Source organism: Leucobacter coleopterorum (assembly GCF_011382985.1).
Classification (GTDB): Bacteria; Actinomycetota; Actinomycetes; order Actinomycetales; family Microbacteriaceae; genus Leucobacter; species Leucobacter coleopterorum.
This window is the reverse complement of record NZ_CP049933.1, coordinates 2,848,664-2,874,829: the sequence shown is the minus strand read 5'-3', so window position 1 is coordinate 2,874,829 and position 26,166 is coordinate 2,848,664. Positions and strand designations below refer to the sequence as shown.

Below are 26,166 nucleotides of genomic sequence, written 5' to 3'. Positions count from 1 at the left end.
TAGACTAGGCGAGGCCAATTTGTCTTGAGGGGAGAGTGTTCGCATGCGCGTAACCGCCGTATTGGTGGCATACAATCGGCGCGAGCTGCTGCAAGAGTCGCTCCGTGCGCTCGCCGCACAGAGCCGACCGGTCGATCGCCTGGTGGTCGTTGACAACGCATCTGATGGCGGAATCGGCGAAGAGGCCGAACAACTGATTGAAGAGTGGGGCGAGCGCGCTCGGTGTATTCAACTGACTGAGAACACCGGCGGTGCCGGTGGGTTTGCGGTCGGGATCGCAGCTGCCGTTGCCGAAGAGGGGATCGACTGGGTCTGGGTGATGGACGACGACACGGTTCCTTCCCCCGACGCACTCTCGGGGGCGCTTGAGGCACACAAGTGCTATCGGGGCACGGGGCAAGATGATCTGGCCGTCATGGGATCGAGGGTCATCTGGACTGATGGTCAGGACCACCCCATGAACACGCCCAAAGCCAAGATTCGTGCGGGAGAACGTGAACGCCGCCGCGCCGCGCAGGCCGGGGGCATGCAGATCCGCTCCATCTCTTTCGTCTCAGCGTTTCTGAGGGCATCGCGGGTGCGTGAACTGGGTCTGCCCCTCGCCGACTACTTCCTCTGGAACGACGATTTCGAATACTCTGCCCGACTGCTGCGTGGTGCGCGGGGTCTGTATGTGCCAGGGTCTGTTGTGACTCATAAGACTGCGAAACGCGGCTCAAGCGATCAGGATCCTGGTCCTCGCTTCTTCTACGAGGTGCGTAACAAACTCTGGGTGTTCCGCTGCAGCCGTGCGCTCCACGGCTGGGAGAAGCTTCTGTACTCCGCCGCCACCGCGAGGCGCTGGGTGCGTACCTTCCGGGCATCAGAGGATCGCGCGCAACTGCGGGATTGCCTGAAGAGAGGATGGCGTGACGGCTGGGCTACGGCTCCGCGCTTGACTCGTGATGTGCTGCGCAACGCTGGGGTGCCCGTCGACGTCATGTATGAGATCGAACGTCTATCGAAGCTCGACGCACGCTAGCCAATTGAGGTTTAGCGGGTACGCTAGAACATTATGCCTGCATCAGAAACACCCCAGGCGAACTTCTCCCTCCTGCTCCCGGTGTACGCGGGGGATAACGCCGAGCACTTGCGTCTCGCCTTCGAGAGTTCGGTAGATCAGCAGACTCTGCGACCTGCCGAGGCTGTCATAGTGCAGGACGGTCCAGTGCCAGATGCGCTCGCCGCGGAGCTCGAACGCATCGAAGCCAGTAGCTCTGTTCCGGTGCGGGTGATCAGGCTCTCCGAAAACCGCGGACTTACCGAGGCGCTGAATGCAGGCCTCGACGCGTGTTCCCACCCAGTTGTTGCCCGCATGGATGCGGATGACGTTTCAAGCCCTGAGCGCTTCGCGCGACAGTGGGAGCTGATCGAGCAGGGGTACGATCTGGTGGGCACGGGCATGCAGGAGTTTGAGCATGACCCCGCAACCCCGAGCGCGATTCGTGTGCCACCCGTTGGTGCCGAGCGCATTCGGGATCACGCTCGCACGCATAACCCTTCAACCACCCCACCATGATGTACCGTGTTGCCGCACTCGATCGTGTTGGGCGCTACCAGCCCTTCGGCAAGATGGAAGACTACTGGCTGGGGGTGCAACTCATTGCGGATGGGGCGCGGGTTGAGAATATCGCGGATCCGCTGTTGCGCTATCGGGTGGGATCTGGAGCCTTTGCTCGCCGCGGCGGCTGGGCTGAGGCCCGCACCGAATGGAAGCTGCAGCGAGAGCTGTTGCGCATGGGATTTGTGACGCGCACGCAGTATGCGCGTAACGTAGTTATGAAGGGGGCGTACCGTTTACTCCCTGCGGCAGTAAAGCGCGTGCTGTTTCGCGGGCTTATAGGACGGGGGTTGCCGGGGGATCGGTAGTCCCCAGGCAAGAGATATTTGGGGGGACGAATGCCACGCATTGGGCGGGGGTCGCGGCGACGGTGCTTACGGCAGCGTTGATAGTGTCGCTGCTCGTTGCGCCTTTGGGGTCGCGGACGGGCGCCTCGGCCGAGTCACCGACTGCACCTCCAACAAACGAAACAACGGATCCACCAACTGCGGCTCCGATTGACCCGCCTACCGCGGAACCCACGGAGCCACCAACCATCGACCCGGCGGATCCACCTACTGCGGATCCGACACCACCGGCGACAACCCCAGAGGTGCCAGCTGAAGAAGAAGAGCCGCGGGGCCCCAATGGGGGGATCGCGTCGAACTCTCCCGGACCCGAGACAGCGAGACCTGCAGAGGATGCGCCAGACGATCCGCTGCAGGGCCTTGCATCGAGCAGAGCTGCTTTGAGCGCGCTTCGCGGATCCATCATCGGTGACAACTACCCGAGCAAATACAAAAACCTACCCTGGCCGTACCCAAACGGAGCCTACATCTGGGACGAGTGGAACTTTGCTTATCGGCAGTGCACCTCGTTTGTCGCGTGGCGACTCAACAGCGCGAACGGTGTGCCCTTCTCAAACCAGTACAAGGGCTCACGCGTTGGGGAGATGCGGGGCAGTGGGCAGCCTCGGCGCGCAGCGTTGGTATCACTGTCAACAGCACACCTGAGGTAGGTGCCGTTGCATGGAGTGGCCCCTGGTACCAGGGGCCTCCGAGTTCGGGCACGTCGCCTGGGTGGCACAGGTGCTCGACAACGGCAACATTGTCATCGAAGAATACAACAACGGGTGGGCAGGTGCTTACGGTGCCCGCACAATTAGTCCCAGCGAATTTCAGGGCTACATTCACATCCAAGATCTCTCGAACCCGTTCACAAAGACGAGTAATCCGACGATCAGCGGTGCCGCGGTTGTCGGGAGCAAACTGACGGCGAATCTGAGCGGATGGTCACCCACGCCGACGGCACTGCGCTACCAGTGGAAGCGGAACGGTACCGCCATCCCTGGCGCGACTGGGCGCACATATCGTCCAACCATGACCGACCGTACCGCGACACTCAGCGTCGACGTGACGGGAGATCGTGCAGGCTACCGTGCCGAGACCAAGACCTCGGCTGCGACCTCGACTGTACTCATGATCGATTCAAACGGCGATGGACTCGACGACACACTCGAGATGCTGCCGTGGAACTCAGACGTGAACGGTGATGGCTTGCCCGACGTGGTTGGCTTCGGCATAGACGGCGTCCAGGTCTCACTCAATACGAAGACGGGGCTTGGTCCTGTAAAACAGTGGGTCGCGGGTTTTGGCTCAGCAAACGGGTGGTCGCCCCTGCGTCATCCGCGCACGCTTGTCGATGTGAATGGTGACGGCAAAGCCGATGTCTTGGGCTTCGCAAACGAGGGTGTGTACGTCGCTACGAGTACGGGTGGTGGATTTACCGCCGCCAAACGGTGGACTACCGGATTTGGTGTCAACGCTGGGTGGGAAGTGCACAAACACCCGCGCACTCTTTCCGATGTCAATGGGGATGGGCTTCCCGACATCGTTGGTTTTGGTGACGGAGGTGTTTACGTTGCCTTGAACACGGGGTCAACCTTTGGTCCTGAGCAGCGGTGGAGTACGGCTTTCGGGGCAGGCTCTGGTTGGCGCGTGGACCGGCATCCCCGCTTTCTTGCCGATATGAATGGTGATGGGAAGATGGATCTCGTGGGGTTCTCGAATGCGGGAGTCTCGGTGGCGCTGAGCACAGGCAAAGGTTTTGCGGCCACAAAGCAGTGGTCATCAGCCTTCGGCTATGGCAGTGGCTGGCGTATGGAGAACCACCCTCGTATGCTCGCTGACGTGAATGGGGATGGCATACCAGACGTCGTCGGTTTCAAGGATGACGGAGTGTACGTCGCAATCAACACGCGATCTGGCCTCAAAACACCCGTGCGTTGGGCCAGTGATTTTGGAGTGACCGCAGGATGGGAGACGGGTCGCCACCCGCGTGTGCTGGCTGATGTGAACGGTGATGGGCGAGCCGACATTGTCGGGTTTGGTGAAACCGGGGTAGTGGTGGCTCTCAGTTCGGGATCGAAGTTCGGTGTGACGAAACGATGGTCGAGTGATTTTGGCGCAACAAAGGACGGCAAAACGAACTGGCTCATTGATCGTCACCCGCGCATGGTGACCGACGTCAACGGTGATGGCCGTGCCGACATAGTTGGCTTTGCCAGCTCGGGAGTCAATATTGCTTACAATACGGGCGGAAAGTTTGCTACGCCGCTTCTGCGGTTAAGCAATCTTGGGTACTCTGCCGGCGGCTGGAGGGTCAACAGCAACCCCCGAAGTGTGAACATCGAGACCCTGAGCAGCAGACCCGTGCCGAGCATTAAAGGATCGGTGCGGGTTGGGCAGCAGGTGAGCGCCGTGTTGGGCAACTGGCAGCCCCGACCGGTCAACCTCAAGCTGCAGTGGTACCGCAACGGTAAAGCAGTGAGCGGAGCAACCTCGAGTAGCTACACCATCACACCTCAGGACCTTGGGGTGAAGCTATCGGTGGGGTGGTCGCATCGAAACTCGGGTACGCGCCTGCCGAGCGAGGCTCGGCAGAGTCTGTGGTTGCGCTCGGTGTGCTTCAGACATCTACTCCTGTGATCGATGGGCAGCTGCGAGCAGGGTCGGTGTTGAAAGCGAACACTGCCGCCTGGGGGCCCAAGCCAGTGCAGTTGAGATACCAGTGGAATCGCAATGGGTCTCCGATTTCGGGAGCCACCGGCGAGAGCTATAAGCTTTCCATCGCTGATGCCGGGCGCCGGCTCACTGTGACGGTTACCGGGTCTAAAACAGCGTACGGTACAGCATCGCGCACCTCGGACCCCGTCAAGCTGAAGGGTGCGCCGACTCCGCCGAAAAGGTCACCATTTATTGACGTCCCGACTTACCACAGGTTCTATCAGCAGATTGCCTGGATGCACCAGACGGGGCTATCTACCGGCACTGCTACCGCGCAGGGCCCTGTGTATGGGCCGAAGTCGGCCGTGACCCGTGAGGCGATGGCGGCGTTCCTTTACCGACTTGATGCACTGAAGACCCGGAAACCGCCAGCCAAGTCGCCCTTTATTGATGTGTCGGTCAACCAAAAGTTCTATCGGCAGATTGCCTGGATGGCTGAGACCGGGCTATCAACTGGCACTCGCACGGCGACTGGCAGCCGCTACGATCCCAAAGCAGCGGTATCGCGTGAGGCGATGGCGGCGTTCCTATATAGGCTCGAAGCGCCCAAGGGCTACTCCCCTCCCAAAACCTCGCCGTTTTCCGATGTGCCAACGAATCATCGCTTCTATCGCGAGATTGCATGGATGCGCTCCTCGGGTCTCTCGACTGGCACTCCGCAACCGGGTGGCAAGCCCATTTACGCTCCAAAAGACCCTGTCTCACGTGAGGCTATGGCAGCGTTCCTGTTCCGTATGGAAACCAACGGGTAGGCTATACCTCATGCTTGCGATACTGAAGAAATTCTCGATCGCCGTGCTTGCTGGGGGACTCGTCGCAGGAGTGCTCGTGCCGGGGAGCGTTGCGAATGCTGAAAGTGACGCCGTGGTTGGCGTGACTGATGAACAGGGTTCTGGAACCAGCGATCCGGTTCCGAACCCGAGCAAGGAGGCCACCGCACCGCCGGCTGCGCCTGCAGAGGGCGAAGACGCGGAGCAGCCTCCGACTGCAGAGTCCGTTGATCTCGACCCAACAACCAGCAGCGATACCCTTGAGACACCTGCTGCCCCACCGACGTCTGAGGGCGACAACTCAGACGGCGATGACGTTGCACCAGAGGGGCTGGACGAAAAGTTGGCCCAGGCTGCTCTTGAAGCGAGGCCGATGGCTCGGGCCTCTGCTGCGGCGCAGGCCAATGGCTTTAGAGCGGGCTACATTATTTCAGACAAGAAGTTCTACAACGGCAAGGCGATGTCGACCTCAGACGTTCAGAAGTTTCTTAATCAGCAACTCTCGGGACGCTGTACCATCGGTCAACCCGGGCGTATAGCCGGAGGTCCGGCAATCGTCGGTGGCAGGAACGTTGGAATCGTTGCGGATAAGTGCCTGAACGAGAAAACGTTTACCTCTTCGTCTATGAGCGCCGATGCGTACTGTGGTGCATATCAAGGGAGCAAGACGCCTGAATCTGCAGCGACAATCATCGCTCGGGTGGCGCAATCTTGTGGCATTAGCCCGCAGGTGCTGCTTGTGCGACTGCAGCTCGAACAGAGCCTGATCAGTGATACCTGGCCAACAGTGCGCCAGTACGACTATGCAACCGGATCTGATTGCCCTGACAGCGGCCCAGGGGGCAGCGCAAACTGTAACCCGGCTTACAAAGGCTTTGCTAAGCAGGTTTACCGGGGTGCCTGGCACCTGAAGCGTTACACCGCGCAGAACGGTCTGAATTACAACCCGGGCCGCTACAACACCATTAAGTGGAACCCCAAGGATGCCTGTGGCACCTCGCAGGTGTACATCCAGAATGTCGCAACCGCTACGCTCTACACCTATACTCCCTACCGCCCTAACCAAGCCGCGTTGAATGCGGGTTGGGGAGAAGGCGACGGTTGCTCATCATATGGCAACCGCAATTTCTATCTTTACTACACACAGTGGTTTGGCTCGCCAACAACGTTCTTCTCGGATGTGCCCGAGAGTCGGCAGTTCTACAAAGAGATCGAATGGATGGGCACAGAGGGGCTCAGTACGGGGTTCCAAACCTACGACGGAAGAGGAGTCGTTTATGAACCCACCATCTCGGTTTCGCGTGAGGCGATGGCAGCGTTCTTGTACCGCCTTGAGAAGGCCAAGTTCTCGCCGCCCAAGGTCTCACCGTTCGCCGATGTAAGCCCGAGTGACAAGTTCTATCGGCAGATCACCTGGATGCATGCGAAGGGGTATTCGACCGGCACGAAGCAGCCGAGTGGCAAACCCATTTTTGCACCGAAGGATCCGGTTTCGCGGGGCGCGATGGCCGCGTTCCTGTACCGTTTTGAGGGAGCCAAATATGCGGCCCCCAAGGTATCCCCTTTTGCAGACATAAAGCCGGGCAGTAAGTTCTATCGCGAGATCACTTGGATGCACAAGATGAGGTACTCCACCGGTAATAAGCAGCCATCGGGCAAGCCGAAATATCTGCCATACGACAACGTTTCACGTGGAGCAATGGCTGCGTTTATCTACCGGATGGAACACTAAGGCCTATCTGCACCGGGCAATCCCAGACGAAGTGTAGTTGTAAAGAAATTGCCTGGCAAGGGATAGTGGCTGGACAAAAGTTCATTGCATAATGGTCCCCTAGGACAAGGGGGACCTATGGCATCGTTCAGTCGACCGCTGGTGGTGGCAGTTCTATCAGGCACCTTGGCTGCTAGTTTGCTGTCGGGCAGCTTGGGAAGGCCAGCGGGTGCTGCGGCAGAGTCGGGGATTGCCTCAGAAGTGGTGGCCGTGCAGGGAGGCTCTGAGGCCCCAACCAGCGGTGGCCCTGCCGATCAGTCGGTCACCGATCCGGCTCCTGGGGTGGGTGAGCCTGGTGGCCAGGGTGTCGAGACTCCGGGCGCAGTGCCTGATCCAGCAACTCCTGTTTCACCGGAGCCCACTCCGGCTCCCGAGCCGACACCCACACCCACACCCACACCCACACCGAAGCCTGATCCAACGCCGAAGCCCAAGCCCGATCCTAAGCCCAAGCCTGATCCCAAGCCTGATCCCAAGCCTGATCCAACGCCGAAGCCCAAGCCCGATCCTAAGCCGGACCCGAAACCCAACCCAACTCCCAGCCCGACCCCGATTCCTGCGCCGCCCGTTGCCCCTCCTACTCCGCAAAATACGTCTGACTCACCGGGGCTGCCCATGGTCAGGCAAACTGGGGGAATCCTCGATAGCCCGATCGTGATGAACTTTGGAGGCCTGCGCGGCAAAATCATTGGCGATAATTACCCGAGTTACTACCGCAATCTGCCCTGGCCGTATGCTGGAGAAGCTGGGGTATGGGACAGATGGAACTTTGCCTATCGGCAGTGCACCTCGTTTGTGGCGTGGCGCTTGAACACGGCAAACGGTGTTCCCTTCTCGAATCAGTACATGGGTGTAGCACGTTGGGGAAATGCCGGGCAGTGGGCCGACTCCGCACGAAGTGTTGGGATACGTGTCGATACTGTCCCAGAGGTGGGAGCGGTTGCCTGGAGCGGCGCAAACTATCGGGTGCTTCAGAGTTTGGGCACGTGGCGTGGGTGGCTCAGGTGCTTGGCAACGGCAAGGTTGTGATCGAGGAGTACAACTATGGATGGGGTGGTGCATACCACTACCGCGTGGTCGACTCGAGGGATTTTGAAGGATACATTCACATCAAAGACATCGTGAGCTCGTTCTCGAAAACTCCCGCACCCGTTCTTGTCGGGCAGGCCGTGGTCGGAGAGAAGTTGACCGCGAATGTCGAGGGGTGGAGGCCGGCTCCGACGAGTCTGCGCTACCAGTGGAAACGTGATGGCGATGCGATCAAGGGCGCGTCTCACAAATCCTATGAACCAGCCCTCGCAGACCGTGGATCATCGCTGAGTGTCGAAATCACGGCGAGCCGAGCCGGGTACCGCGCCGTCACTAAGGTGGTGGTGCAATCGGACAGGGTCCTTTTTTCAGACACGAACAGGAACGGTATAGAGGACAGTAGGGAGAGGGCTGAGTCACGCATTGGTCTTGAAGACTACGGTCGTGCCGCGGAGTCTAGCTTCTCAGATTCCGGCATCTCAGCATTTGCTAACTCGGGCATTGTGCTCTTCGGAATGAGGGACTTCTATTCCCTCGGAGAATGAAGTTTAATTGAGCGGTGGAGCTGGGGAGCGCTGCGGGTACTTCGTATCGTAGCGTTGCAGAAAGGCTGCAAAGGCGTCTCGCTTTGTGTTGCCCTTTTCGTTGTAGAGGGGCTTACCGCTGGGCACCTTGTAGCCGGTTGTGATGCCGTTGTCGTACATCCAGCGTATTTCGCGGTAGAACTTTGAGTTGCGATTCACATCGGCAAAGGGCTGTGCTCCCCTGGGAGTGTAGCCCTTGGTGCCGCTTAGACGGTAGAGGAAAGCAGCCATAGCCTCACGGCTAATTGGATCCCCAGGCTTGTACAGATTCTTGCCTCCGCTGGGGTTTCTGTTGCCCGTGGCGAGGCCAGCAGATTGCATCCAGCGTATTTCCTTGTAGAACTTGCTCGACTCGGAGACATCTGCAAAGGGCGAAGCTCCCTTTGGTGTGTACTTGGGAGAACCCGCGTAACGGTAGAGGAAGGCTGCCATGTCAGATCGGCTTGTGTAGCCGGATGGAACGAAGTTGCCGCTCTTATTGCCGGTGGTGATGCCTACGCCAGCCAACCAGCTGATTTGCTGTGCAAACTGATGATGAGCTGGAACGTCTGCAAAACGTGCCTTTGCGCCGTCAGAGATTGAAATCTGACCTGCTTTCCAGCGATAAATATTAGCGATGCGCAACTGACGTGTATTGGGATCCCCGTCGCGAGTGTAGGCGTGATAGGCGAACTTCCAAGATCCGTCTGCGGTTTGAAAAGCGCTGCCACCCCCGGGACCCTGAACCTTGCCTACGCTGCCGAGGATACGGTTATCGCCGGACGGGCGACTACACGGGGCGGTTGGTCCCTGCGGGCAAACAGCGTATCCCGTAGAGTAATTGCTGAGGGTGCGGCCGTAAGGCCAGAACTCACCACCCGCGTAGAACAGGTAGGTCTTTCCGCCGATGGTTGCCATTGAGGGGTTCTCGATGGCGTGTTTCTCCCAAGATCCTGCCGATGTATCGCGCTGCAATAGATCTATCCTGTGGGATCCCGATTTGAGTCGACCTGTTGCGGTATCGATCTGTTGCGCGTGCAGCCCCTGGCCCTTATTGGGAGAGTATTCGCTCTTCCAGAGCAGGTACCACTTGCCCTTGTATTCAAAAGGTTCCGGATCGATAACACCGTTTACGAAGTCTTTTGGGCACACAACAGCCGAGTTGCCCTTGACATAGCGAAAAGGACCCGCGGGGTTTGTTGAGAGGGCAAGGGCGATGCAGAATCGGTCTTCAGCACCCTCTGCTCTCACCGCCATATAAGCGTGGTACTTGTTATTAAAGTGGGCCACGCTTGGAGCCCAAGTTTCTTGTGTGCGCCAGCCTAGGGCACCGGGTCCGGTTTGTGGCATCCAGCGTGCCCAGCTGGGCCGAGGTGAGACGAGCCCGTCGGCGTTGAGCCAGGCTTCCACCTGATTTGGAAGGTACAGGGGTGGTTTGTTAGCCACGTTGTAGTTGTAATGACGAATCTCGGCTGGAATGCTCTTGTCGTTGAGGGGGTCATAGTTGTTGAGACACTTACTGTCGGCCCACCCAGGGTTGGAAGTGTAGGAAGTGACGTTCCAGGTCTTGAGGTCGGTGCTCTTCATTATGGGAAGGTTGCGTTGCGCCGTATTGGTGGCATACGCGTAGTAGACCGTTCCGCCTGCTTCCTTTACGGGCAACACAAATGGATCGGCGAAGTTTCCCTTGTAAGTTACGCCCGGAAAAAGCCAGTAGCCATCTCGAATGGGAGCGAACATGCTCTTGCACTGGGTCTTTGGTTGCGCGGCTCGGCTGTTGAGCGGTGTTGGGTTGGTCGGGGCAGAGGCGTGGAGCTTGGTGTTGTGGGATCTGGACTCGGTATCTCCGGTTTCTCCTGGCCGTCGGGACCAGAAGGAGAGATAGGAGTCTCGTCGCCGGGAACGTCAGCTTGTTCGTCTGGATCTTGCTCGGACGTCGGTGGGGGTGTTTGTGTCGGATCAGTCACTTCCGTAGCGAATGCTGGCGTGGCGCTTAGGTCTGCTCCGCCGAAGAGAAACGCAAAAGCGGTGAGCATTGCGACCGTAATCGCCAGGAATCTTGTGGGTTTCACGAGGTGCCCTTGCGCGGTACAAGGGCAAAAAATGGATAACTCAGTGAACGCAATGCAACTCCAGGTGGGGGCGAGGACACCTAAACCAGGGTACCTTTGTTCTCTGAACTCGGTGAACTAGAGTCAAAAGTCTGCGCCGACTGGTGGGCAGACTCTGGAGCAACTGCGGTGGAAGCTATCCAAGATCGAGATAAGGCAACCCCGTCCTTTGCCCAGCCGTCGTGTAGACGGTTTGGGGAGCTATGAGGCGACACGGTTTCGAGAAGCTCTTGCAGTTGAGCGACAGCCTGGTCACCGTCGACAGCGCACCACTGCTCAGCGTGGGTGCGCATCTGAGTTCGGTCGTAGGTGCCAGACCGAGCAAACGACACGAACCGCTGGGTCTCATCTGTGGTTCGAATCGGAGGGTAAATGGATTCATCGGCGAGGAATGGGTAATTTACGGGCGAATCATCAATGTGAATTGTCGCTGTAGGGATACCGAGTGCAGCGCTTTCCCACGCAACGCCACTTGAGAACTGAAAGAGAAACGGAGGGCCAGCGGCGAGCAAATCGAGCGTTCGCTCGCCCTCGAACATGCTCCAAGACGGCGGGAGCAGATCCCGAATCGCGTCGAGATCTGAACGCGGGTGTGGAGCGACGATCATGTCGCCGCAGTCAGCCTCGGCCACGATGCGGAAGATCTGCTCGAGCACGTGGGGCTGATGAGGCGACAGCGCGAGCACACCTGCAGTGTTGAGGTTTAGCTCGGGAACAGGTCGAGTCAGCAGGTCGCTAGCAAGATTGCCGACGATGCCGAGGTCGGTGAGCTCGATCCCGAGCTCACGATGGTAGAACTCGCGCTCTCCTTCTCCGCGAAGACCAGCGTAGTCAACGGGCAGGTCGAGGTAGGCGCTGTTTGCCGCCACTGGAGCGTGGGGTACGTAAACAACAGGGACACGCTGTTCGGTAGCGGCAACGAACAGTGCGCGAATAATGGGGGAGTGTTGTGTTGCGACGAGAACGCCGGAGTACATAGAGAGGTCTAATCTGCGATACATATCGAGAGCCGTGGCGACCTTGTAAAGCTGATTCTCAAACGAGGCCAGAACCGCCCCGTCCACTCTGTCAGAGAGTGCGCTCGTCAGCCGTTCGAGTGCGCGCTGCACACCAGGGCCGCCGAAAAGCACCTCTCGATGCTGTTCTTCGGGAACCGAAACTGTGATCTCTGTCGCCTGGGCGGAAATAAGGCGGTCAAGCGCGCGCGCCTGGTTGACGGTTTCCGTCGCAACCATAAATTCGCCAAACCGAAGATGCGTGGCTGGGCGGAAGGGGCGTTGAGCTGTAGGGACGTCCCTGATTTTCGCGGGGAGCGGACCGCGAAGGTGACAAAGGTCAATCGCTGGACGCATGCACCACAGCAATTGCTCTGTGTGATCAGATTGTGTAGACACCGAGTTCTCCCTTTTTTTGGAGCCGTCCTAGTATCCGTCGTGCTCGACGCCCGGAACGTTCCTGCCCTACATATTAGGGTGAATCAGACACGGGTAAGCTAGAGACCGAGAAGATTGCAGCACAGAGGGGTTCAGTTTGGGTGAGGCAGAAGACGGGTCAACTGCGTGGGTTGTTATTCCTGCGCGCGGTGGCTCCGTCGGGATTCCTCGTAAGAACCTCAGACGCCTGGGCGGCAAGCCTCTCATTCGGCACGTGATTGATACGGCCCGCAAGGTATTGCCCCCTGAGCACGTAGTTGTTGTGACTGATGACGTCGAAATTGATGCGGTTGCAAAGGCAGCTGGCGTAGAAGTGATCCTTGAGACGACCCCGACCCCCTCCGCAGAGACACTCGACACCAAGATTGTGCGCAATCTCCCCGAGCTTCGCAGGCGTGGCGCACGAGACACTGACCCTGTGGTTACGGTGCAACCCACCTCGCCGCTGTTGAGCGCAGACACTCTGAGTGCTGCGCTGCGAGCGTTTGGATCAACAGGTGTCGCGTCGGTGTTGACTGTGGCGCCGGACCAGCATCTGCGTTGGCGCCTCAGCGAAAGCGGCAGTGTTGTCCCCGCTTTCACCGCGCGTGTGAACCGGCAACAACTACCCCTCGAATATCGAGAAACCGGCGGGATTATTGCGGCCAGGCTGGGTGACATCGAAGCCACACAGACCAGGATCATCGAACCGGTGGAGGTAATCGTGCTCGATGCCGACGAAGCCGTTGACATCGACAGCTACGCAGATCTGCTGACTGCGGCGCATCTGCTCAGCAGGATGCGTGTTGCGATCCGCGTGGATGCGTCGCGTGAACTTGGGATGGGTCATGTGTACCGCATGCTCGCTCTTGTTTCGGAACTGGCTCGGCACGACATCACAGTCTATTTGAGCGCAAGTGAACCGCTTGGGCAGCGGTTCTTTGAGGGGACTCCCTACCGCGTAGAGCTCGTTGAGAACGAGGAAGCCTTCCACGCAAGGCTCAGAGCGAGTCTCCCCGAACTCATAGTGCTTGACAGGCTTGACACCGAAACCGCCGAGATTGCCTCGATCCGTGCGGCTTCGCCGAACAGCCGGATCGTGACCTTTGAAGACTGTGGGGGTGGCGCGGCCGAGGCTGATCTGCTCGTCGCAGAGTTTGTAGATAACCCGTCAGTGCCTCAAGAACGCAAGCTGACTGGCATAGACTATGCACTGCTCGCGCCCAGCTTTGAGAGCGGAGAACCGGCAGCGAAACGAGTCGTTGCCGAGGTGCACAATGTGCTGGTGCTCTTTGGCGGGACAGATCCCTCAGGTCTTGCGAACCGTGCCTTGGGTTCTCTCGCCCGTGTCGGCTATGTTGGCGACGTGACTGTAGCTCGTGGTCTGGGGGCAGGGGCGCTCGACCTCAATAGCAACCTTCCGTTTGCAGTTCAGGTTCTCGACAACGTGAAAAACATGCCAGCGCTCATGTCTCGGGCTGATCTCGCATTTACATCAGCGGGCAGAACGGTCATCGAACTACTGAGCCGGGGCACACCGGCGATCTGTCTCGCCCAGAATGCCAAAGAACTCACGCACAACCACGCCACCGAAGAAAACGGGGTGCTCGCGCTCGGCTTAGGTGCCAGTGTTTCAGACGAACAGCTCGACGCAGCTACTCGGTCAATGCTGGACGACCTTGAACTGCGCCAGTCGTATGCTGACAGGGCTGTGCGAGCGGGTAAGCAACGCAGCAATCGCAAAACGCTGTCTGCGATCCTTGCCCGACTAGGCTTCGAAGAACTTTCCGTCTACTGATTCTGCGTTTCCAACGCCAGTTTGAAAGGTGCAAGACACCAATGTTTGAACGCTCATACGCTGACCCTTACATCATCGCCGAGATCGGTGTGAACCATGAGGGATCGCTGGATCGTGCACGAGCCATGATCCAATCTGTGGCCCGCGCCGGCGGACACGCTGCGAAGTTTCAGACCTACAAGGCCGCAACGCTCGCGAGCGCACGGAACAGCCCCTCTTACTGGGACACTTCGCAGGAAGCCACAACCTCGCAGTATGAGCTGTTTCAGCGATACGACACCTTCGGTGCTGACGAGTATCGGGCGCTCGCCGGGTTCTGTGCCGAGGTCGGTATCGACTTCCTTTCGACCCCGTTCGACCTTGAATCGGTTGGCATGCTCGCACCGCTCATGCCCGCCGTGAAGATCGCGTCGGCAGATCTGACCAATGTTCCGCTACTCCGGGCTGTGGCGGGAACGGGTAAGCCCGTGATCCTTTCGGTTGGTGCATCAACCTACGACGAGGTCGACTGGGCGCTTGAGCTCCTCGAGCAAGCTGGTGCCGAGCAAATCGCCCTGCTTCACTGCGTTCTGCGCTACCCCACTCCGCAGGAGCATGCGAACCTGCTGGGCATTGAGAGTCTACGATCGCGGTTTGGGGATCGTGCTGTGATTGGTTACTCGGATCACGTCGCTCCGTCGACAGACGGTACGCTTCCCGCGATCGATATGGCTGCGATTATGGGTGCGAGGATCATCGAGAAGCACTTCACTGACGACCGCAATGGCGTGGGCAACGACCACTATCACGCTTTCGATGAGGCACAACTGCGCAGCTATGTAACCTCACTTGAAACTGTCCGCCGCCTAGCTGGTGATGGCAACCCCGATATTGCCGCACAGCATGAGGCCGTGGCAAACGCTCGTCGAAGGATTTTTGTCACCCGAGATCTCCCCACCGAAACCGTGGTAGCTGAGAGCGATCTCATCGCATTGCGAGCCAACACCGGTCTTGAGGTTGCGCGATGGGACTCGGTGATTGGGCGCCGCCTAACGGCAAACAAGCAGAAAGATGACCCAATCCTTGAGGGGGATCTGGCTGATTAGGCCCTCGAACCCAGGATTGCTTGCGTGAGGATCACCTCTCGCATGACCGGATAGCTGTTCTCAATAACATCAACCGCGTGGGCCAGTGACGGCCAGCCGCCAGAAATCTCAGTGGTAAGTCTGCGATCGAGCCGTTCCAGCAGATTCTTGCTCCCCGCCCAAAGAACATGATTCTTGCCGTGAAGCGTTTCGGTTTGGCCGAATCCGCGGCCGTCTTCGCTGATCAGAATGCTTGGCATACGGCGGCTGACATAGTCGAGGTGTGCGTGTACTCGGTAACCAATGTGCAGGTCGCTCTCGCGATAAAAGTCGATCTTTGAAAGGTCGTAGGAGACATCGCGAACTTCAAACCCTAGGACACGTGCAGCAGCCGCCTGTGCAATGAGCGGTGCGCTTTGCTTCTTTGTGGTTTGAACATCGGGGCGAATGCCGCGGTGGAAGGAAGCGATGAGGCGTGCTCCCCGGAATTTACGGCGAAGGGCGCGCATGATCGCGATCGATTCACGAGTGTTAGAGGGCTGTGCGGGAGTCGTGTACACAATAGTTTGTGGTGACTCAGAGGTGGGCAAAGGAGTCCGGCCGAGATCAGGGATCGAATACCAAGCACTGCATCCGGTGCGGATCGTGTCGATCCCGAACTGCCGCGCGATGTCTTGAGTCACGTCGTCGCGCACGGAGATCGGCGCTCCCGAGTTAGCGATGCTCCGTAGGGTTGCGACACTTCTGGCCGTCATCGCAAACGAGCCGGGGTTGCGCTTGGGCAGCCCCTGCCAGCCAAGCGCGAGTCCAGAAATCGGTATATCTCGCTCGAGTGCCGTCTTTACGATTGGGAAGACACCCTCGACCATCCGCGGCGTGAACCCCGGTCCACCGCACAAAATGAGCGATTGCGCGTCTAAAGGGAGCGCGGCTGCTTCCCAGCGCGGCACTGAGAAGAGGTCTACCTCTGGGGCAAGGTGTTTCCACAGCTTACGCGCCCTTGAGTGGATCAAGTAGTCGCCAACGTTTTTCTTTGCGCCGTGCGTGAGTGCTACCGACATAGTGTCACCTTCCTGCCTCTGCAACCGTACACGACGTGATCACGTAAGATTGCGGGGGTGGCGGAGAGTGTGCTCGAAAGGTATTAGTGACTCAGAACGTTGTGCTTAGCAGGGATGCGCGACCCCGCATACCTGGAAGCATGTTCCGGCCTGATATTCAGGGCCTCCGAGCCGTCGCAGTTGGTGTCGTGTTGCTGTTTCACGCGAACGCCCCCTTTCTGCCGGGAGGCTTTGTCGGGGTAGACGTATTCTTCGTCATTTCTGGATACCTCATCACGGGTATTCTGCTGCGCGAGGCCACGGCGACGGGCCGCATTCGGCTCGCGAGCTTCTACGCCAAACGAGCGCGTCGGATCCTGCCAGCAGCCACAATCGTGCTGGTCGCGACTGGAATCTTGACGGTGCTCTTCCTGCCGCAGATTCGTTGGCAAGACATTGGCATAGAGATTGCCGCGGCAGCGGTGTACGTAGTCAACTGGGTGCTCGCGGCAAACACTGACTATCTGAATGCCGACGTGGCGGCGAGCCCGCTGCAGCATTTCTGGACACTCGCCGTTGAGGAACAGTTCTACATTGTCTGGCCACTGATCATTTTGCTGCTGCTGCTCTTTGTGCGCCGCCTGCGCAACGAACAAACCCGAAACACGGCCACGCAGTGGTCTCTACGGGCAGGGGTTCTGATTCTTCTGATCCCGTCGCTGCTCTGGTCTGTCACCTATACCGCGAGTGACCCTGCGCCAGCGTACTTCGCAACGACCACACGACTTTGGGAGCTCGCGATCGGGGCGCTTGTCGCGGTGTTTGCGGTCCAGCTTGAGCGCATCCCAACCCTCCCCGGCCTGATTGTCGGTTGGGTTGGGATCGGTGGGATCGCCTCTGCGAGCATCTTTTACACCGCGGCGACCCCGTTCCCTGGTGCTGCCGCGCTACTACCAACGCTCGGTGCCGCAGCGGTCATCGTCGGTGGAATGAACGGCCGCAGCACCCGTGGAGTGGGTGTGCTGCTGTCGATACGACCCATGCGGTGGGTCGGTGATATCTCCTACTCGCTCTATCTGTGGCACTGGCCGCTTGTCGTTGTTGCGACCTACATGCTCGGCGAAGAGCTGCGCTTCAGGCACGGGATTATTGTGGTGATCCTGTCGTTTGTGCCGGCATGGTTGAGTTACCGTCTCATTGAGAACCCCTTCCGCAATTGGTCACGGCTCAAGGAACGTGTCTCAGCATCGCTGTTCGCGGGTGCTGGCTTGATGCTCGTTTCTGTGCTCGTGGGTGCGGGTGTGTTTGTGGCTCCGGTAACGCGGCAGGGCGGTGGAGTGGATCCGTCCACTGCACTCGGGGCGATGGCACTCGTGGATGATCCGGGGGCTGGCGAACCAGTTGATAGTGTGCCGGGGGGTTTCACACCCTCAGCGATCGAGGCGCGCGACGACAACTCGGTGATTTACGAGACTGGATGCCACGCCGACCAGGGGTTTACACAGAACCCTGGTTGCACGCTCGGGGACGAAAACGGCGACACCACGGTCGCTCTCGTCGGCGATTCTCACGCCGCGAACTGGGCTCCCGCGATGACCCCCCTGGCTGAAAAGCATGGCTGGCGTCTGCGGGTGTTTACAAAATCGGCCTGCCCGTTCGCCGATGTTGTGACGCTGAAGGGCGAGGGCGAGCGCTACGATGCGTGCACCGATTGGAATGATCGTGTGACGCAGAAGCTCATTGAAGAACAGCCTGACCTTGTTGTTACGAGCAACTCCGCAAAGCGTGCACTTTGGGATGACGGCCAGCTCACCCTCGCGCAGAGCGAGGAGCCCTTTGCTGAGGGGCTCCGCAGAACCTGGCAGCAACTCAATGACGCGGGAATCCCGGTCGCTGTCCTTCAAGACATTCCTCGCATGGGCATCGACGTTCCCGAGTGCGTGTCTGCGCACCCGGATCAGCTCACCGAGTGCGCGGTGCCGCGCGCAGAAGCGGTTGATGCGCTGAGCACACCCGAGATCCCAGCTCAGCACGGCATGCAAGACACGAAGCTGATCAACATGAACGATTGGATATGCCCGGCTGCCTCGTGTGCGCCGGTCATTGGGAACGTGCTCATTTGGCGGGATGACCAGCATCTCACGGCGACCTATTCAAACTCTTTGGTGACCCCACTCGAGCAGAAGCTGCAGGACTCGAGGGTGAACTTGGGCCTGTGGGATCGGTGAGTGGCGCTGTCGTGTGCTGTGGTTTTGCGTCTCAACCCTGTGGAACCAGGGAGCTTGGTATCTGATCTGAATAAGACCTAAACTCCCGAAGAGCAGCATTGCTCTATGCCCTCACTGAATCTGAGAAGTAAACGGAGGAAACACGCGAATATCTATAGCACGACTTTCGGTCGGAGCGCTTGCTTTATTGGTTGCAACGACGGCACTCACCCCGGGCTACTCTTCATCCGCTGAAGCCCTCCCCACTGTGAGTGTCGAGGAAGATGCTCTCCCTGTTGAGGATACCTCTGAGGGCGAAGATGTGGATTCCTCCCAGGACGCTCAGGGAGACGCTGAGATTGCTCCCGAAGAGGAAGACGTAACCGCTCCTGAGGTTGAGAACGTGCCAGGCATGGAGACCCCGGAAGAGCAGAACACAGAGCTTATTCCGGAGGGTGACGCGGCGCGATCCAGTGCTGGGGAGCCGGCCGAGCTCGCCGAGGGTGCGTCGGCGGCTGAACTCGCAGCGACCTCTGCACAGGCCAGCTGCGTGGTCAACGGTGCTCGCGTTAGTGGGTGCGCCAGGATCGGTTCCTTCAACCTCGGCCACTCGGACTACTTTCCGGGTTTTCGTATGTGCACTGAGGATCGAATCAGTGAGGGATACTGCACTCAAAAGAATCTGTACTATCGGACACGCGTTGACAACAAGAGTACGAACCCCTATGAGTTTGGCAACGTGAGCAAGCAGCTCTGGGATAGATGCATGCAGCAGTTCCCAAAGGCCGTGCAAAACTGCATCAAGAAGGGCTCTTGGACAGTCCGAAAGGCTCACGTAAAAGCTGTTATCAGCGATGCAAACGTGGACGTTGTGAACCTGCAAGAGATTACCGACGATCCGGTGTGGTCGAGTTGGACCTCAACAGGACAGGTCAAAGAGAGCACGTATCGCAAGGAGGTTGCGGCCCTGATGAAGAGCCTGGGCTTCACGAAGGCGGAACTGAGCAGTGCTGACAGGGAGAAAATTTGCCCCGGTTACTCAAAACTCGCCGCGGACCAGAAGAAGCGCTACGGGGAGAAGGCAGAAATCTACTACCAGGCGTCGCAGTACAAACTCGTGACGAACTCCCAACCGAGCGGCACCTTCGTTTCTGTGGAGGGAACGCTCATGAAGGGAAGCGCCATGTAGGAGCTCCGTATGCTCACTCCGACCCAGGGGCAAGTGTTTGTGTCTGCGAAGTTTCAGCGCGTCGGCTCCACCCATGGAGCGAACAAGCTGGTGGTAACCAATGTTCATCTGCCTACAGAGAATTCGTTTAGCCCAGGTGAGAAGACCCTTAGAGATGGAACTAAGTTTCCAAGTGCTTATGCACAGTCAACGGCTTACCAGCGTGAGCTGGCCAAACGAATCGCACGCAACACGGGCAGCAACGCCTGCGCTGCGGTTTGTGCATCTCCCTCCGTCGAGACACCGACTGTACCGATGATGATTACGGGCGACTTCAACGCGGTCTATCAAAAGACAAGTAAGACTGCGGCGGAGAACGCAATTCAGACCGGCCCGTATGCGCTGATCAATTACACCGGATACAAGTTTCAGGGTCCTGACTACACCAAACCTGCGAAGGACACCCCAGAGCTTGCCGCCTGGGGTACCAACCTTCCGAACGAGACGATCATGGGAGACGGAGTCGTCATCGACCACGCGTTGCTCAAGGTCCCAGCGGATACTCTGAAAGTCCGCAGCTACTCGGTCACGTCGATGCGACTGAACACCAGCAGCGTTGACACCAACCTGAAGGACTATCTTGCCTCGGACCACCGCATGATTGTTGCGCAGTACCAGTTGCAGTACGTGAGCTGAGCTAAGGCCGGGCGGCCCGTCTGCCTCACTACACAATTGGGTAGTGGGGCAGGCGGCGATAGAATGAGACCCGGGGAGACTTACGCACAATAAGGTTAAACTCTGTGACCGATCAGATTATCTTTTATAACGCGACGCGACCCCCGTGGACGGACACCCTTGCGGTGTCTCGAGTTGGCTCTGGGTACCGCGGTCTTATCCTCATCTCAGTAGTCACCGTGTGTATTGCCGCGTTCATCGCGTTTCTTTCGCTTGCCGTGGAAGGTCGCCTCACCGCAGGCTCGCTTGTGGTGGTCGGGTTCATCGCGTTCCTGCTGTTTGCGCTCTGGGGTGTCGTCTTCCTTAAACTCCGGGAGGCCGCTCGACGCTATGAGTCGCAGCCAGCTGCTGTCTGGAGGGTGACAGCATCTCACGTGCACTATGCGCTGGGCGGCACTACGATCGCCTTCACCCTCGCAGACATGACCTCGATGGCCGTGTCTCACGGGTTTGTGTTGGCCGGTTTTGCCAGGGGTCAGTGCGCCGTGATTCCCGAGCACGGACTCGTACGAGCGGACACTGGCCAGCCGGCTGGGCCGGGTGAACTCGCCGCAATGTTTCGGCAATTTGCCCCGGAGATGCCACCGAAGGTGGTCTTGCGCACAGCAATCCGCCCTCGCCCCTGACAGTGTGCGGTTGATCCGGCACGATCCCATGAAGTTCCCCTGGCAGAGCGATTCCTCTATGAGAAGTCGTACTACCAGGGGAACTGTCAGTTTTGGTGCAGGGCAGTAGTGGCCTAGCCGAGCGCCTTAATAACATCGTCTACCACGAGATAGAGCTGGTCATCGTAGATGTAGTGACCGCTTGTCTTAGCCACGACCATGCTGCTCTCAGAAGAGAGGGCTAGCCACTCTTCTTGGCCGGCAACCCAGATTTCGTCGAGCTGCGTGCCGTAGGTGGGGATCTCTGCGAAGAGGTCGAGTCCGTGGCGGATAACGGTTAGTGGAGTATCTCCGATCGGCGTAAGCGGATCACCGGTGACCATCAGGCGCTCGGGGTTCTCGCCGCTGGTCATGCTCATGATCTCGGCCCGGGAGGCGCCTGCTGGTTTGTCTGCCGGCTCAGTCTCAGGAATGAGCTTGGGAATCTCCACAATCGCGCGGGGAGGAATTGCGTCGATCAGCACGACCGAGGCAACCTCTTTGGGATAGTCAGCAGCGTACTGCGCAGCGATCATGTCTCCTAATGAGTGCCCAGCGAGCATAATGGAATCGCTTGTCAGGACCTCCGCGGTGAGGGAGTCCATCACGCCTGTAATGAGTACGACGGTCGGTTTGCCTGAGTCCGTTGGGCCGCTGCACTCGGTGTGAATAGAGACGCCTTTGAAGGCAACGTCTTTACTTGTTCGCTTCGGAGGGGTGGAGCTGCTGCTCGACTCCTTGGAAGATGAACTGTCGGCTTTGGCCGCGTCGGGTGTCGCCGAGGTGGCGCAGCCGCCTCACTGTCGACTAACGGACTCCACGCTAACGGACGAAACAGGGGCGGCGTGAGTTGAACAAGACGCACTGTAGTAATGCACCAGCCGATGGTCTCGCGGCTTTTAGATAGCCACAGGGTCTTCAAACTCGCGTAATTTTTGCGACCTATTTACTCTTGGATCGATGGCATCTGGTTGGTTATTTGCAGACCGCTTTGTGAGGGAAAGGACCTCGTCTGACTTGTCGACTGTCCATTGAATTGGCCCTCATGCTTAGCACAATTCTTTCCCTCACGGTTTCGCATTGCAAAAAGTATAGTACCCTCATTGCTTAGGGGGCCCCACTCCGTTTTTCTTTCAATGCCGCATTGGATACTGCTAGAGCCGTTCGCGCAGCGAGAAAAACGCTTGAAAATAACAAGGAGAACACGCGCATGCGCAACAAAACACTGAAATTGGGAGTAGCTGCGGTAGCTGCTCTCACGCTTCCGCTGGGTTTCGTGAGCCCAGCGTTTGCTGAGTCCGGAACGAGCATCGACAGTAGCACGAACAACGAAGCGACCGCTCAGTCTAAGGACAAGCTGGTGAAGTCTGAGCAGAAGCTCCAAGCTGCTCCTGCGTCGGAGGAGTTCCAGGGGCTTGAGGAGGGTGACTCTTCTGCAGCACCTCTCGTGTCGGGTTCTTTCGGTAGCTTGGCAGTTGCCAACCTGCCCGCGCTGCAGACACCCACTAAGCCGGGAACTGTGTACAAGACTGCAAAGGTCACCTTCAACGGCCCCCAGGTAACCTCCAACAACTACTACGGCATGTGGACGGCGAACTACGGAAGCCCGACAGCAACTCTCGTCAAGAAGAACGCTGGCGTCCTGCCAAAGTGGGTTATCAAGGCGAATGCCGCTGGGCCATATACCAGGATCGATCCCGCAAAGCCCAGCACCGTTAAGGTCTCGGCGAGCTACTACACCACACCCGGTGTATACAAGTTGGCCGTGCCGGTTACCCGCAGCACCTGGAACGGTAAGACCTACGTGAAGAAGACCATCTCGACAGCTAAGTTCTTCACGGTGAATGCCAACCCGGCAGCATCACGCAACAACACCGGCTTCTCGGGTACGGCCTACGCGTGGCAGACGTTCCCCCTGAGTGTTACAGCACCGGAGTACCAGGCTGGTGCATGGGTGAGCGCTTACTACAAGCCAACCGGTCAGACCACCTACATGAAGGTGGGTACGAGCCGACTCAAGGCCTACAAGGGCATGAGCACGAAGGCAACCATCAACATTTCGAAGTGGCATAATGTTGGCGGTCGCGGTGGGCGCATGTACGTGAAGGTCGGTGGAGTCGCGTATTCCCCCGGTTACAACTCTGTCTCTGCCAAGAGCAAGTAATTAGTGATTAAGAGCACCCGCCGTGAAGATCTCGGCGGGTGCTCTTTCTATGTTTCATCGGCGAAAGATAATGTACTTGTACGCGAGGTAGTTCCACACTGTGGTGATGAGGAGTGCTATGGCCCTTGATAGCTCTGGCGAAGACCAAACGGGATCCATGAGCGCAACGAAGCCGAGGGTGAACGTATAGTTGATCACGACCAGCACCGCAAACGAAATGGACTGCCTGGTGAGCGCAATAGCTGTCTTCTGAGTATTCCGGAAGGTGAAGAGCTTCTGCATGAGGAACGAAGCGAGCATGCCAACCCAGAAGCTAATGCCCACCGCAATGATCGAGCTAGCTCTAAAGACGTCTCGAGCGATCCAAATCGTGACGAGTTCAGCAAGGAATCCTAGACCGCCGGTAATCAGGTAGCGAAACCCGCTCGAGTTGAAAACTGAGCGAAGTCGGGCTCGCATCACAGATTCACTGATCGGGGACGATTGACGGTGAAGAGAGGCCGTCCTTGCGTCTGCTCGTAAATGTGTGCCATGTAGGCCGCGACCATGGCTTGCGAAATGAGCACGATGCCAACGAGAAAAGCCACGAAGACTCCTAGAAGGGCAGCTCCGGTGAACTTGAGGCCGAGCGGATCTCCCATCAGGAACTGCTCGACGAACACAAAAATCCCTACGATAAACGAGAGCAGCGTGATGGCCGCGCCAACCCACCCGAAGAAATAGAGCGGCTTGAGCGAAAGCGAGATATAGCTATTGATCGCGAGACGTGTCAATTGCCTGACAGAGTAGCTGGCTTCCCCTGCAAGGCGTGCGGGTGAGTCAAACTCTACGTAACTGCGGTCAAAGCCGAGCCAGTCAATAAGTGCGCGGGTGATGCGCTGGCGCTCGGGGAACTCAATAAAAGCCTCGCGGACTTCGCGATCAATCAGGCGGTAGTCGGTGGAGCGAGGAACAAGCGTTGCTCCAGAAGTTGCATTGAAAAGCGAGTAGAAGATCTTTGATCCCCACCGCTTAACAAGGCCCTCGTTTTCATTCTTCGTGCGAATGCCAACCACTACCTGGGCACCGTTACGCCACTTCTCAATAAACTCAGCGAGCATCGCAGGCGGATGTTGCCCGTCACCGTCCATGATGACGGTTGCCTCTCCTCGGGCCATGTGGATGCCCGCGGTGGTGGCAATTTCTTTTCCGAAGTTTCGGGAAAGTGCGACAACACGAACTCGAGGATCTTCGCGACCGATTCTTGTAATGATGCTGAGCGTATTGTCGCGGCTGCCGTCATTGACGTAAACGATCTCGAAATCGAGCCCGAGTCGCTCGAGTTCGGGTAGAAGCAACTTCTCGTGAAAATCTTTGACACCAGCTTCTTCATTGAATACCGGGACGACAACGGAGAAGGTTGGGTTAGCTGGAAGTTCCTTGGTCAATGCGGGGGCCTACTGGTTCGATTAAAGGTTGGCTTGTGTGCAGAATCGGACGCGCGCGAATAGACACAAGTATAGCGGCAGGACGCACATTGATTTCGGATAGAGAGTAACGAGGCAGATTACTGGGATAGAGTGAAGGACCGTGTTGAAAAAAAATCCCCGCAAGCTGTATCTCTACCTGGGCATGTACGCATTTCTGTTCGTGTTCTTCATGCTGACGGTTTACAGCGGCGATGATTTTTCGAGGATGTCTAACCTGGCGCGAGCGCGGGTGGGTGGACCCGACTTCTTTGGGTTTGTGGAGGGCTTCTACACAAGTCTCAACGGACGCATTCTTGGCAACTCGATGCACTTTGCGTTTCTCGAACCGTCTGTTCTCAATGCCCTAGTTCGAGCAGCCATTTCCCTAGGGATCGTATGGGCTATCACCCGCTTGGCCAGGGTGCGGTACCTGCCGGCTATTCCGGTAATCCTGATGTTCTCGATTGTTCCATCGGTTCCGATTCTGCGGCAGGCAATCACCTGGTCAGCGGGTTACTACAACTATGCGGTCCCGGTCTTTCTGGCGCTGCTGCTGGTTGTTCTGCTCCGTGACCTACGTGGTCGTTGGCGCGCCGCTGCGATCCTTCCCCTCTCGGTAGCGGCCTGTTTGTATATGGAGACAGTTACCGTCGCCCTCGTCGTCGCGGCGGTTGGGTTGACAGTCCTCAGACTTGTTCAGCGACGATTCTCCTTTGCAGAGGCAGCCTTCTTGGCCGGTGCCATCGTTGGTGCAGTTCTGATGTTCGGCTCGCCCGGGTACCGAAAGGTACTCTCGGGGGAAGACGCTTACCGCCCGATGATCGATGACAGCAGCCCGCTAGGGGGCTGGTCTCTCGGCTCGCAGACAACATCCCGCTTCTGAGTCAGCACCTTGTGCTGGACAACGCAATTTTCTATTTCGGTATCGCGCTGGCCGTGGCAGCCGGTGGTCGGCTCTGGAAGAACGCAAGGGGTGCTAGGATTGCCCCGCGGTTATGCTTGGCGCTGCCGCTGCCCTCCTTATCTTGCAGCAGGTCAAGGTCAGTGACCTTGGCGGATCGTTGAAGGTGGCAGTCGGTGCAGGTGTGCTGCTTGTTTTCTTGGTGTTTTGTGCCGCGATGGTTATCAGCCTGTGGCCAACAAGCCGTTCCAAGAACAGGGAAGCGGCCATCTGGATAATCGCTGGCGTTCTTGTTGCTTCGCCCTTCCTGCTGATCGGGCCCTTCGGCCCCAGGAACTTCTATGTCACGGTTGCCTGTTTCTTGGTCGGGGTCTTCATAGTGCTCGCCCCGACGCTCAATCGGTTGGGCAGGGTTCGCTACGCTGCAACGACCATTCTTGTGATGGTATCAATTGCAGCTAGCTCGCTCATGGGCGTTATGGCTGTCAACAAGGTCGTAGATGTGAAGAACAAGATCTCTGCTGAGCAGCAGAAGTCTGCCGGGGAGGAAGAGATTCACCTCAGAAGCTACCCGTTTACCAGCCTCATTCACCGTGCGCTCGAGGGGAAAGCGTATGCTGTTTCTCTGCAGGAGTATTCCTGCGATGAAGAGCGGATCTGCAAGGTGACGAAGCGGGTAAAGGTGGTCTTCGAGTAA

The 26,166-nt window shown here is 58.1% G+C and carries 24 protein-coding genes; 18 read left to right on the top strand and 6 right to left on the bottom strand.

Features of this window, described 5'->3' with window-relative positions; translation table 11 throughout:
* Positions 1-43: 43 nt before the first annotated feature.
* From G7066_RS13450 to G7066_RS13415, 9 genes are all read left to right on the top strand, one after another.
* The gene (locus tag G7066_RS13450) at positions 44-1,021 is read left to right on the top strand and encodes a glycosyltransferase (RefSeq protein ID WP_166331571.1); all 978 of its coding nucleotides are present in this window, start codon (positions 44-46) and stop codon (positions 1,019-1,021) included.
* A 33-nt stretch (positions 1,022-1,054) separates the two neighbouring features.
* Positions 1,055-1,558, top strand: a complete 504-nt coding sequence (locus tag G7066_RS17595) for a glycosyltransferase (protein WP_341873809.1) — start codon at positions 1,055-1,057, stop codon at positions 1,556-1,558.
* Positions 1,555-1,908: a glycosyltransferase family protein gene (locus G7066_RS17590; RefSeq protein WP_341873808.1), complete on the top strand. Its 354-nt coding sequence runs from the start codon at positions 1,555-1,557 to the stop codon at positions 1,906-1,908. Before G7066_RS17595 ends, G7066_RS17590 begins: the two co-directional genes overlap by 4 nt.
* An 83-nt stretch (positions 1,909-1,991) precedes the next feature.
* Complete coding sequence (locus G7066_RS15345) at positions 1,992-2,597, top strand: hypothetical protein (protein ID WP_205881460.1); 606 nt, start codon at positions 1,992-1,994, stop codon at positions 2,595-2,597.
* Positions 2,598-2,607: 10 nt separating this feature from the next.
* Entirely contained in the window at positions 2,608-4,566 is a 1,959-nt protein-coding gene (locus G7066_RS13435) for an FG-GAP-like repeat-containing protein (RefSeq protein ID WP_205881459.1), read from the top strand.
* Between the two features lie 26 nt (positions 4,567-4,592).
* Positions 4,593-5,396 carry an S-layer homology domain-containing protein gene (locus G7066_RS13430; RefSeq protein ID WP_166331569.1) on the top strand — a complete coding sequence of 268 codons (804 nt, stop codon included), beginning with the start codon at positions 4,593-4,595 and terminating at the stop codon, positions 5,394-5,396.
* A gap of 10 nt (positions 5,397-5,406) precedes the next feature.
* Positions 5,407-7,146, top strand: coding sequence for an S-layer homology domain-containing protein (locus tag G7066_RS13425; RefSeq protein ID WP_166331568.1), 1,740 nt, complete (start codon positions 5,407-5,409; stop codon positions 7,144-7,146).
* 117 nt (positions 7,147-7,263) lie between these two features.
* Positions 7,264-8,214 (top strand): CHAP domain-containing protein, encoded by a 951-nt coding sequence (locus tag G7066_RS13420; RefSeq protein WP_166331567.1) that lies wholly within the window; start codon positions 7,264-7,266, stop codon positions 8,212-8,214.
* Positions 8,190-8,759 carry a hypothetical protein gene (locus G7066_RS13415; protein WP_166331566.1) on the top strand — a complete coding sequence of 190 codons (570 nt, stop codon included), beginning with the start codon at positions 8,190-8,192 and terminating at the stop codon, positions 8,757-8,759. Before G7066_RS13420 ends, G7066_RS13415 begins: the two co-directional genes overlap by 25 nt.
* A gap of 3 nt (positions 8,760-8,762) precedes the next feature.
* Here the strand turns inward: G7066_RS13415 and G7066_RS13410 are convergent, their stop codons facing one another.
* Both G7066_RS13410 and G7066_RS13405 read right to left on the bottom strand, forming a co-directional pair.
* Entirely contained in the window at positions 8,763-10,517 is a 1,755-nt protein-coding gene (locus tag G7066_RS13410; protein ID WP_166331565.1) for a family 43 glycosylhydrolase, read from the bottom strand.
* 412 nt (positions 10,518-10,929) lie between these two features.
* Positions 10,930-12,123 carry a hypothetical protein gene (locus G7066_RS13405; RefSeq protein WP_166331564.1) on the bottom strand — a complete coding sequence of 398 codons (1,194 nt, stop codon included), beginning with the start codon at positions 12,121-12,123 and terminating at the stop codon, positions 10,930-10,932.
* A gap of 295 nt (positions 12,124-12,418) precedes the next feature.
* Here G7066_RS13405 and G7066_RS13400 point away from each other — a divergent pair, with 295 nt between their 5' ends.
* Complete coding sequence (locus tag G7066_RS13400) at positions 12,419-14,098, top strand: cytidylyltransferase domain-containing protein (RefSeq protein ID WP_166331563.1); 1,680 nt, start codon at positions 12,419-12,421, stop codon at positions 14,096-14,098.
* Positions 14,099-14,139: 41 nt separating this feature from the next.
* Positions 14,140-15,183 (top strand): N-acetylneuraminate synthase family protein, encoded by a 1,044-nt coding sequence (locus tag G7066_RS13395; protein ID WP_166331562.1) that lies wholly within the window; start codon positions 14,140-14,142, stop codon positions 15,181-15,183.
* On the opposite strand, the gene G7066_RS13390 is transcribed toward G7066_RS13395, so the two are convergent.
* Positions 15,180-16,223, bottom strand: a complete 1,044-nt coding sequence (locus G7066_RS13390; protein WP_166331561.1) for a polysaccharide pyruvyl transferase family protein — start codon at positions 16,221-16,223, stop codon at positions 15,180-15,182. The genes G7066_RS13395 and G7066_RS13390 overlap by 4 nt on opposite strands.
* Positions 16,224-16,363: 140 nt before the next feature.
* On the opposite strand from G7066_RS13390, the gene G7066_RS13385 reads away from it, so the two are divergent.
* From G7066_RS13385 to G7066_RS13370, 4 genes are all read left to right on the top strand, one after another.
* Positions 16,364-18,430 (top strand): acyltransferase family protein, encoded by a 2,067-nt coding sequence (locus G7066_RS13385; RefSeq protein ID WP_166331560.1) that lies wholly within the window; start codon positions 16,364-16,366, stop codon positions 18,428-18,430.
* 187 nt (positions 18,431-18,617) lie between these two features.
* Positions 18,618-19,598, top strand: coding sequence for a prolipoprotein diacylglyceryl transferase (locus tag G7066_RS13380; RefSeq protein ID WP_166331559.1), 981 nt, complete (start codon positions 18,618-18,620; stop codon positions 19,596-19,598).
* 9 nt (positions 19,599-19,607) lie between these two features.
* Positions 19,608-20,273: an exonuclease/endonuclease/phosphatase family protein gene (locus G7066_RS13375; RefSeq protein ID WP_166331558.1), complete on the top strand. Its 666-nt coding sequence runs from the start codon at positions 19,608-19,610 to the stop codon at positions 20,271-20,273.
* 104 nt (positions 20,274-20,377) lie between these two features.
* The gene (locus tag G7066_RS13370) at positions 20,378-20,938 is read left to right on the top strand and encodes a hypothetical protein (RefSeq protein ID WP_166331557.1); all 561 of its coding nucleotides are present in this window, start codon (positions 20,378-20,380) and stop codon (positions 20,936-20,938) included.
* Between the two features lie 113 nt (positions 20,939-21,051).
* Here G7066_RS13370 and G7066_RS13365 read toward each other — a convergent pair whose 3' ends face one another.
* Complete coding sequence (locus G7066_RS13365; protein ID WP_166331556.1) at positions 21,052-21,519, bottom strand: alpha/beta fold hydrolase; 468 nt, start codon at positions 21,517-21,519, stop codon at positions 21,052-21,054.
* Between the two features lie 647 nt (positions 21,520-22,166).
* Here G7066_RS13365 and G7066_RS13360 point away from each other — a divergent pair.
* Positions 22,167-23,120 (top strand): hypothetical protein, encoded by a 954-nt coding sequence (locus G7066_RS13360; protein WP_166331555.1) that lies wholly within the window; start codon positions 22,167-22,169, stop codon positions 23,118-23,120.
* Between the two features lie 54 nt (positions 23,121-23,174).
* Here the strand turns inward: G7066_RS13360 and G7066_RS13355 are convergent, their stop codons facing one another.
* On the bottom strand, positions 23,175-23,579 hold the full coding sequence (locus G7066_RS13355) for a GtrA family protein (protein ID WP_205881458.1): 405 nt from the start codon (positions 23,577-23,579) through the stop codon (positions 23,175-23,177).
* Entirely contained in the window at positions 23,579-24,547 is a 969-nt protein-coding gene (locus tag G7066_RS13350; protein ID WP_166331553.1) for a glycosyltransferase family 2 protein, read from the bottom strand. Before G7066_RS13350 ends, G7066_RS13355 begins: the two co-directional genes overlap by 1 nt.
* A 142-nt stretch (positions 24,548-24,689) precedes the next feature.
* On the opposite strand from G7066_RS13350, the gene G7066_RS13345 reads away from it, so the two are divergent.
* Positions 24,690-25,451 (top strand): DUF6056 family protein, encoded by a 762-nt coding sequence (locus G7066_RS13345; protein WP_166331552.1) that lies wholly within the window; start codon positions 24,690-24,692, stop codon positions 25,449-25,451.
* A 112-nt stretch (positions 25,452-25,563) separates the two neighbouring features.
* A complete protein-coding gene (locus G7066_RS13340) occupies positions 25,564-26,166 on the top strand; it encodes a hypothetical protein (protein ID WP_166331551.1) in 603 nt (200 codons plus the stop codon).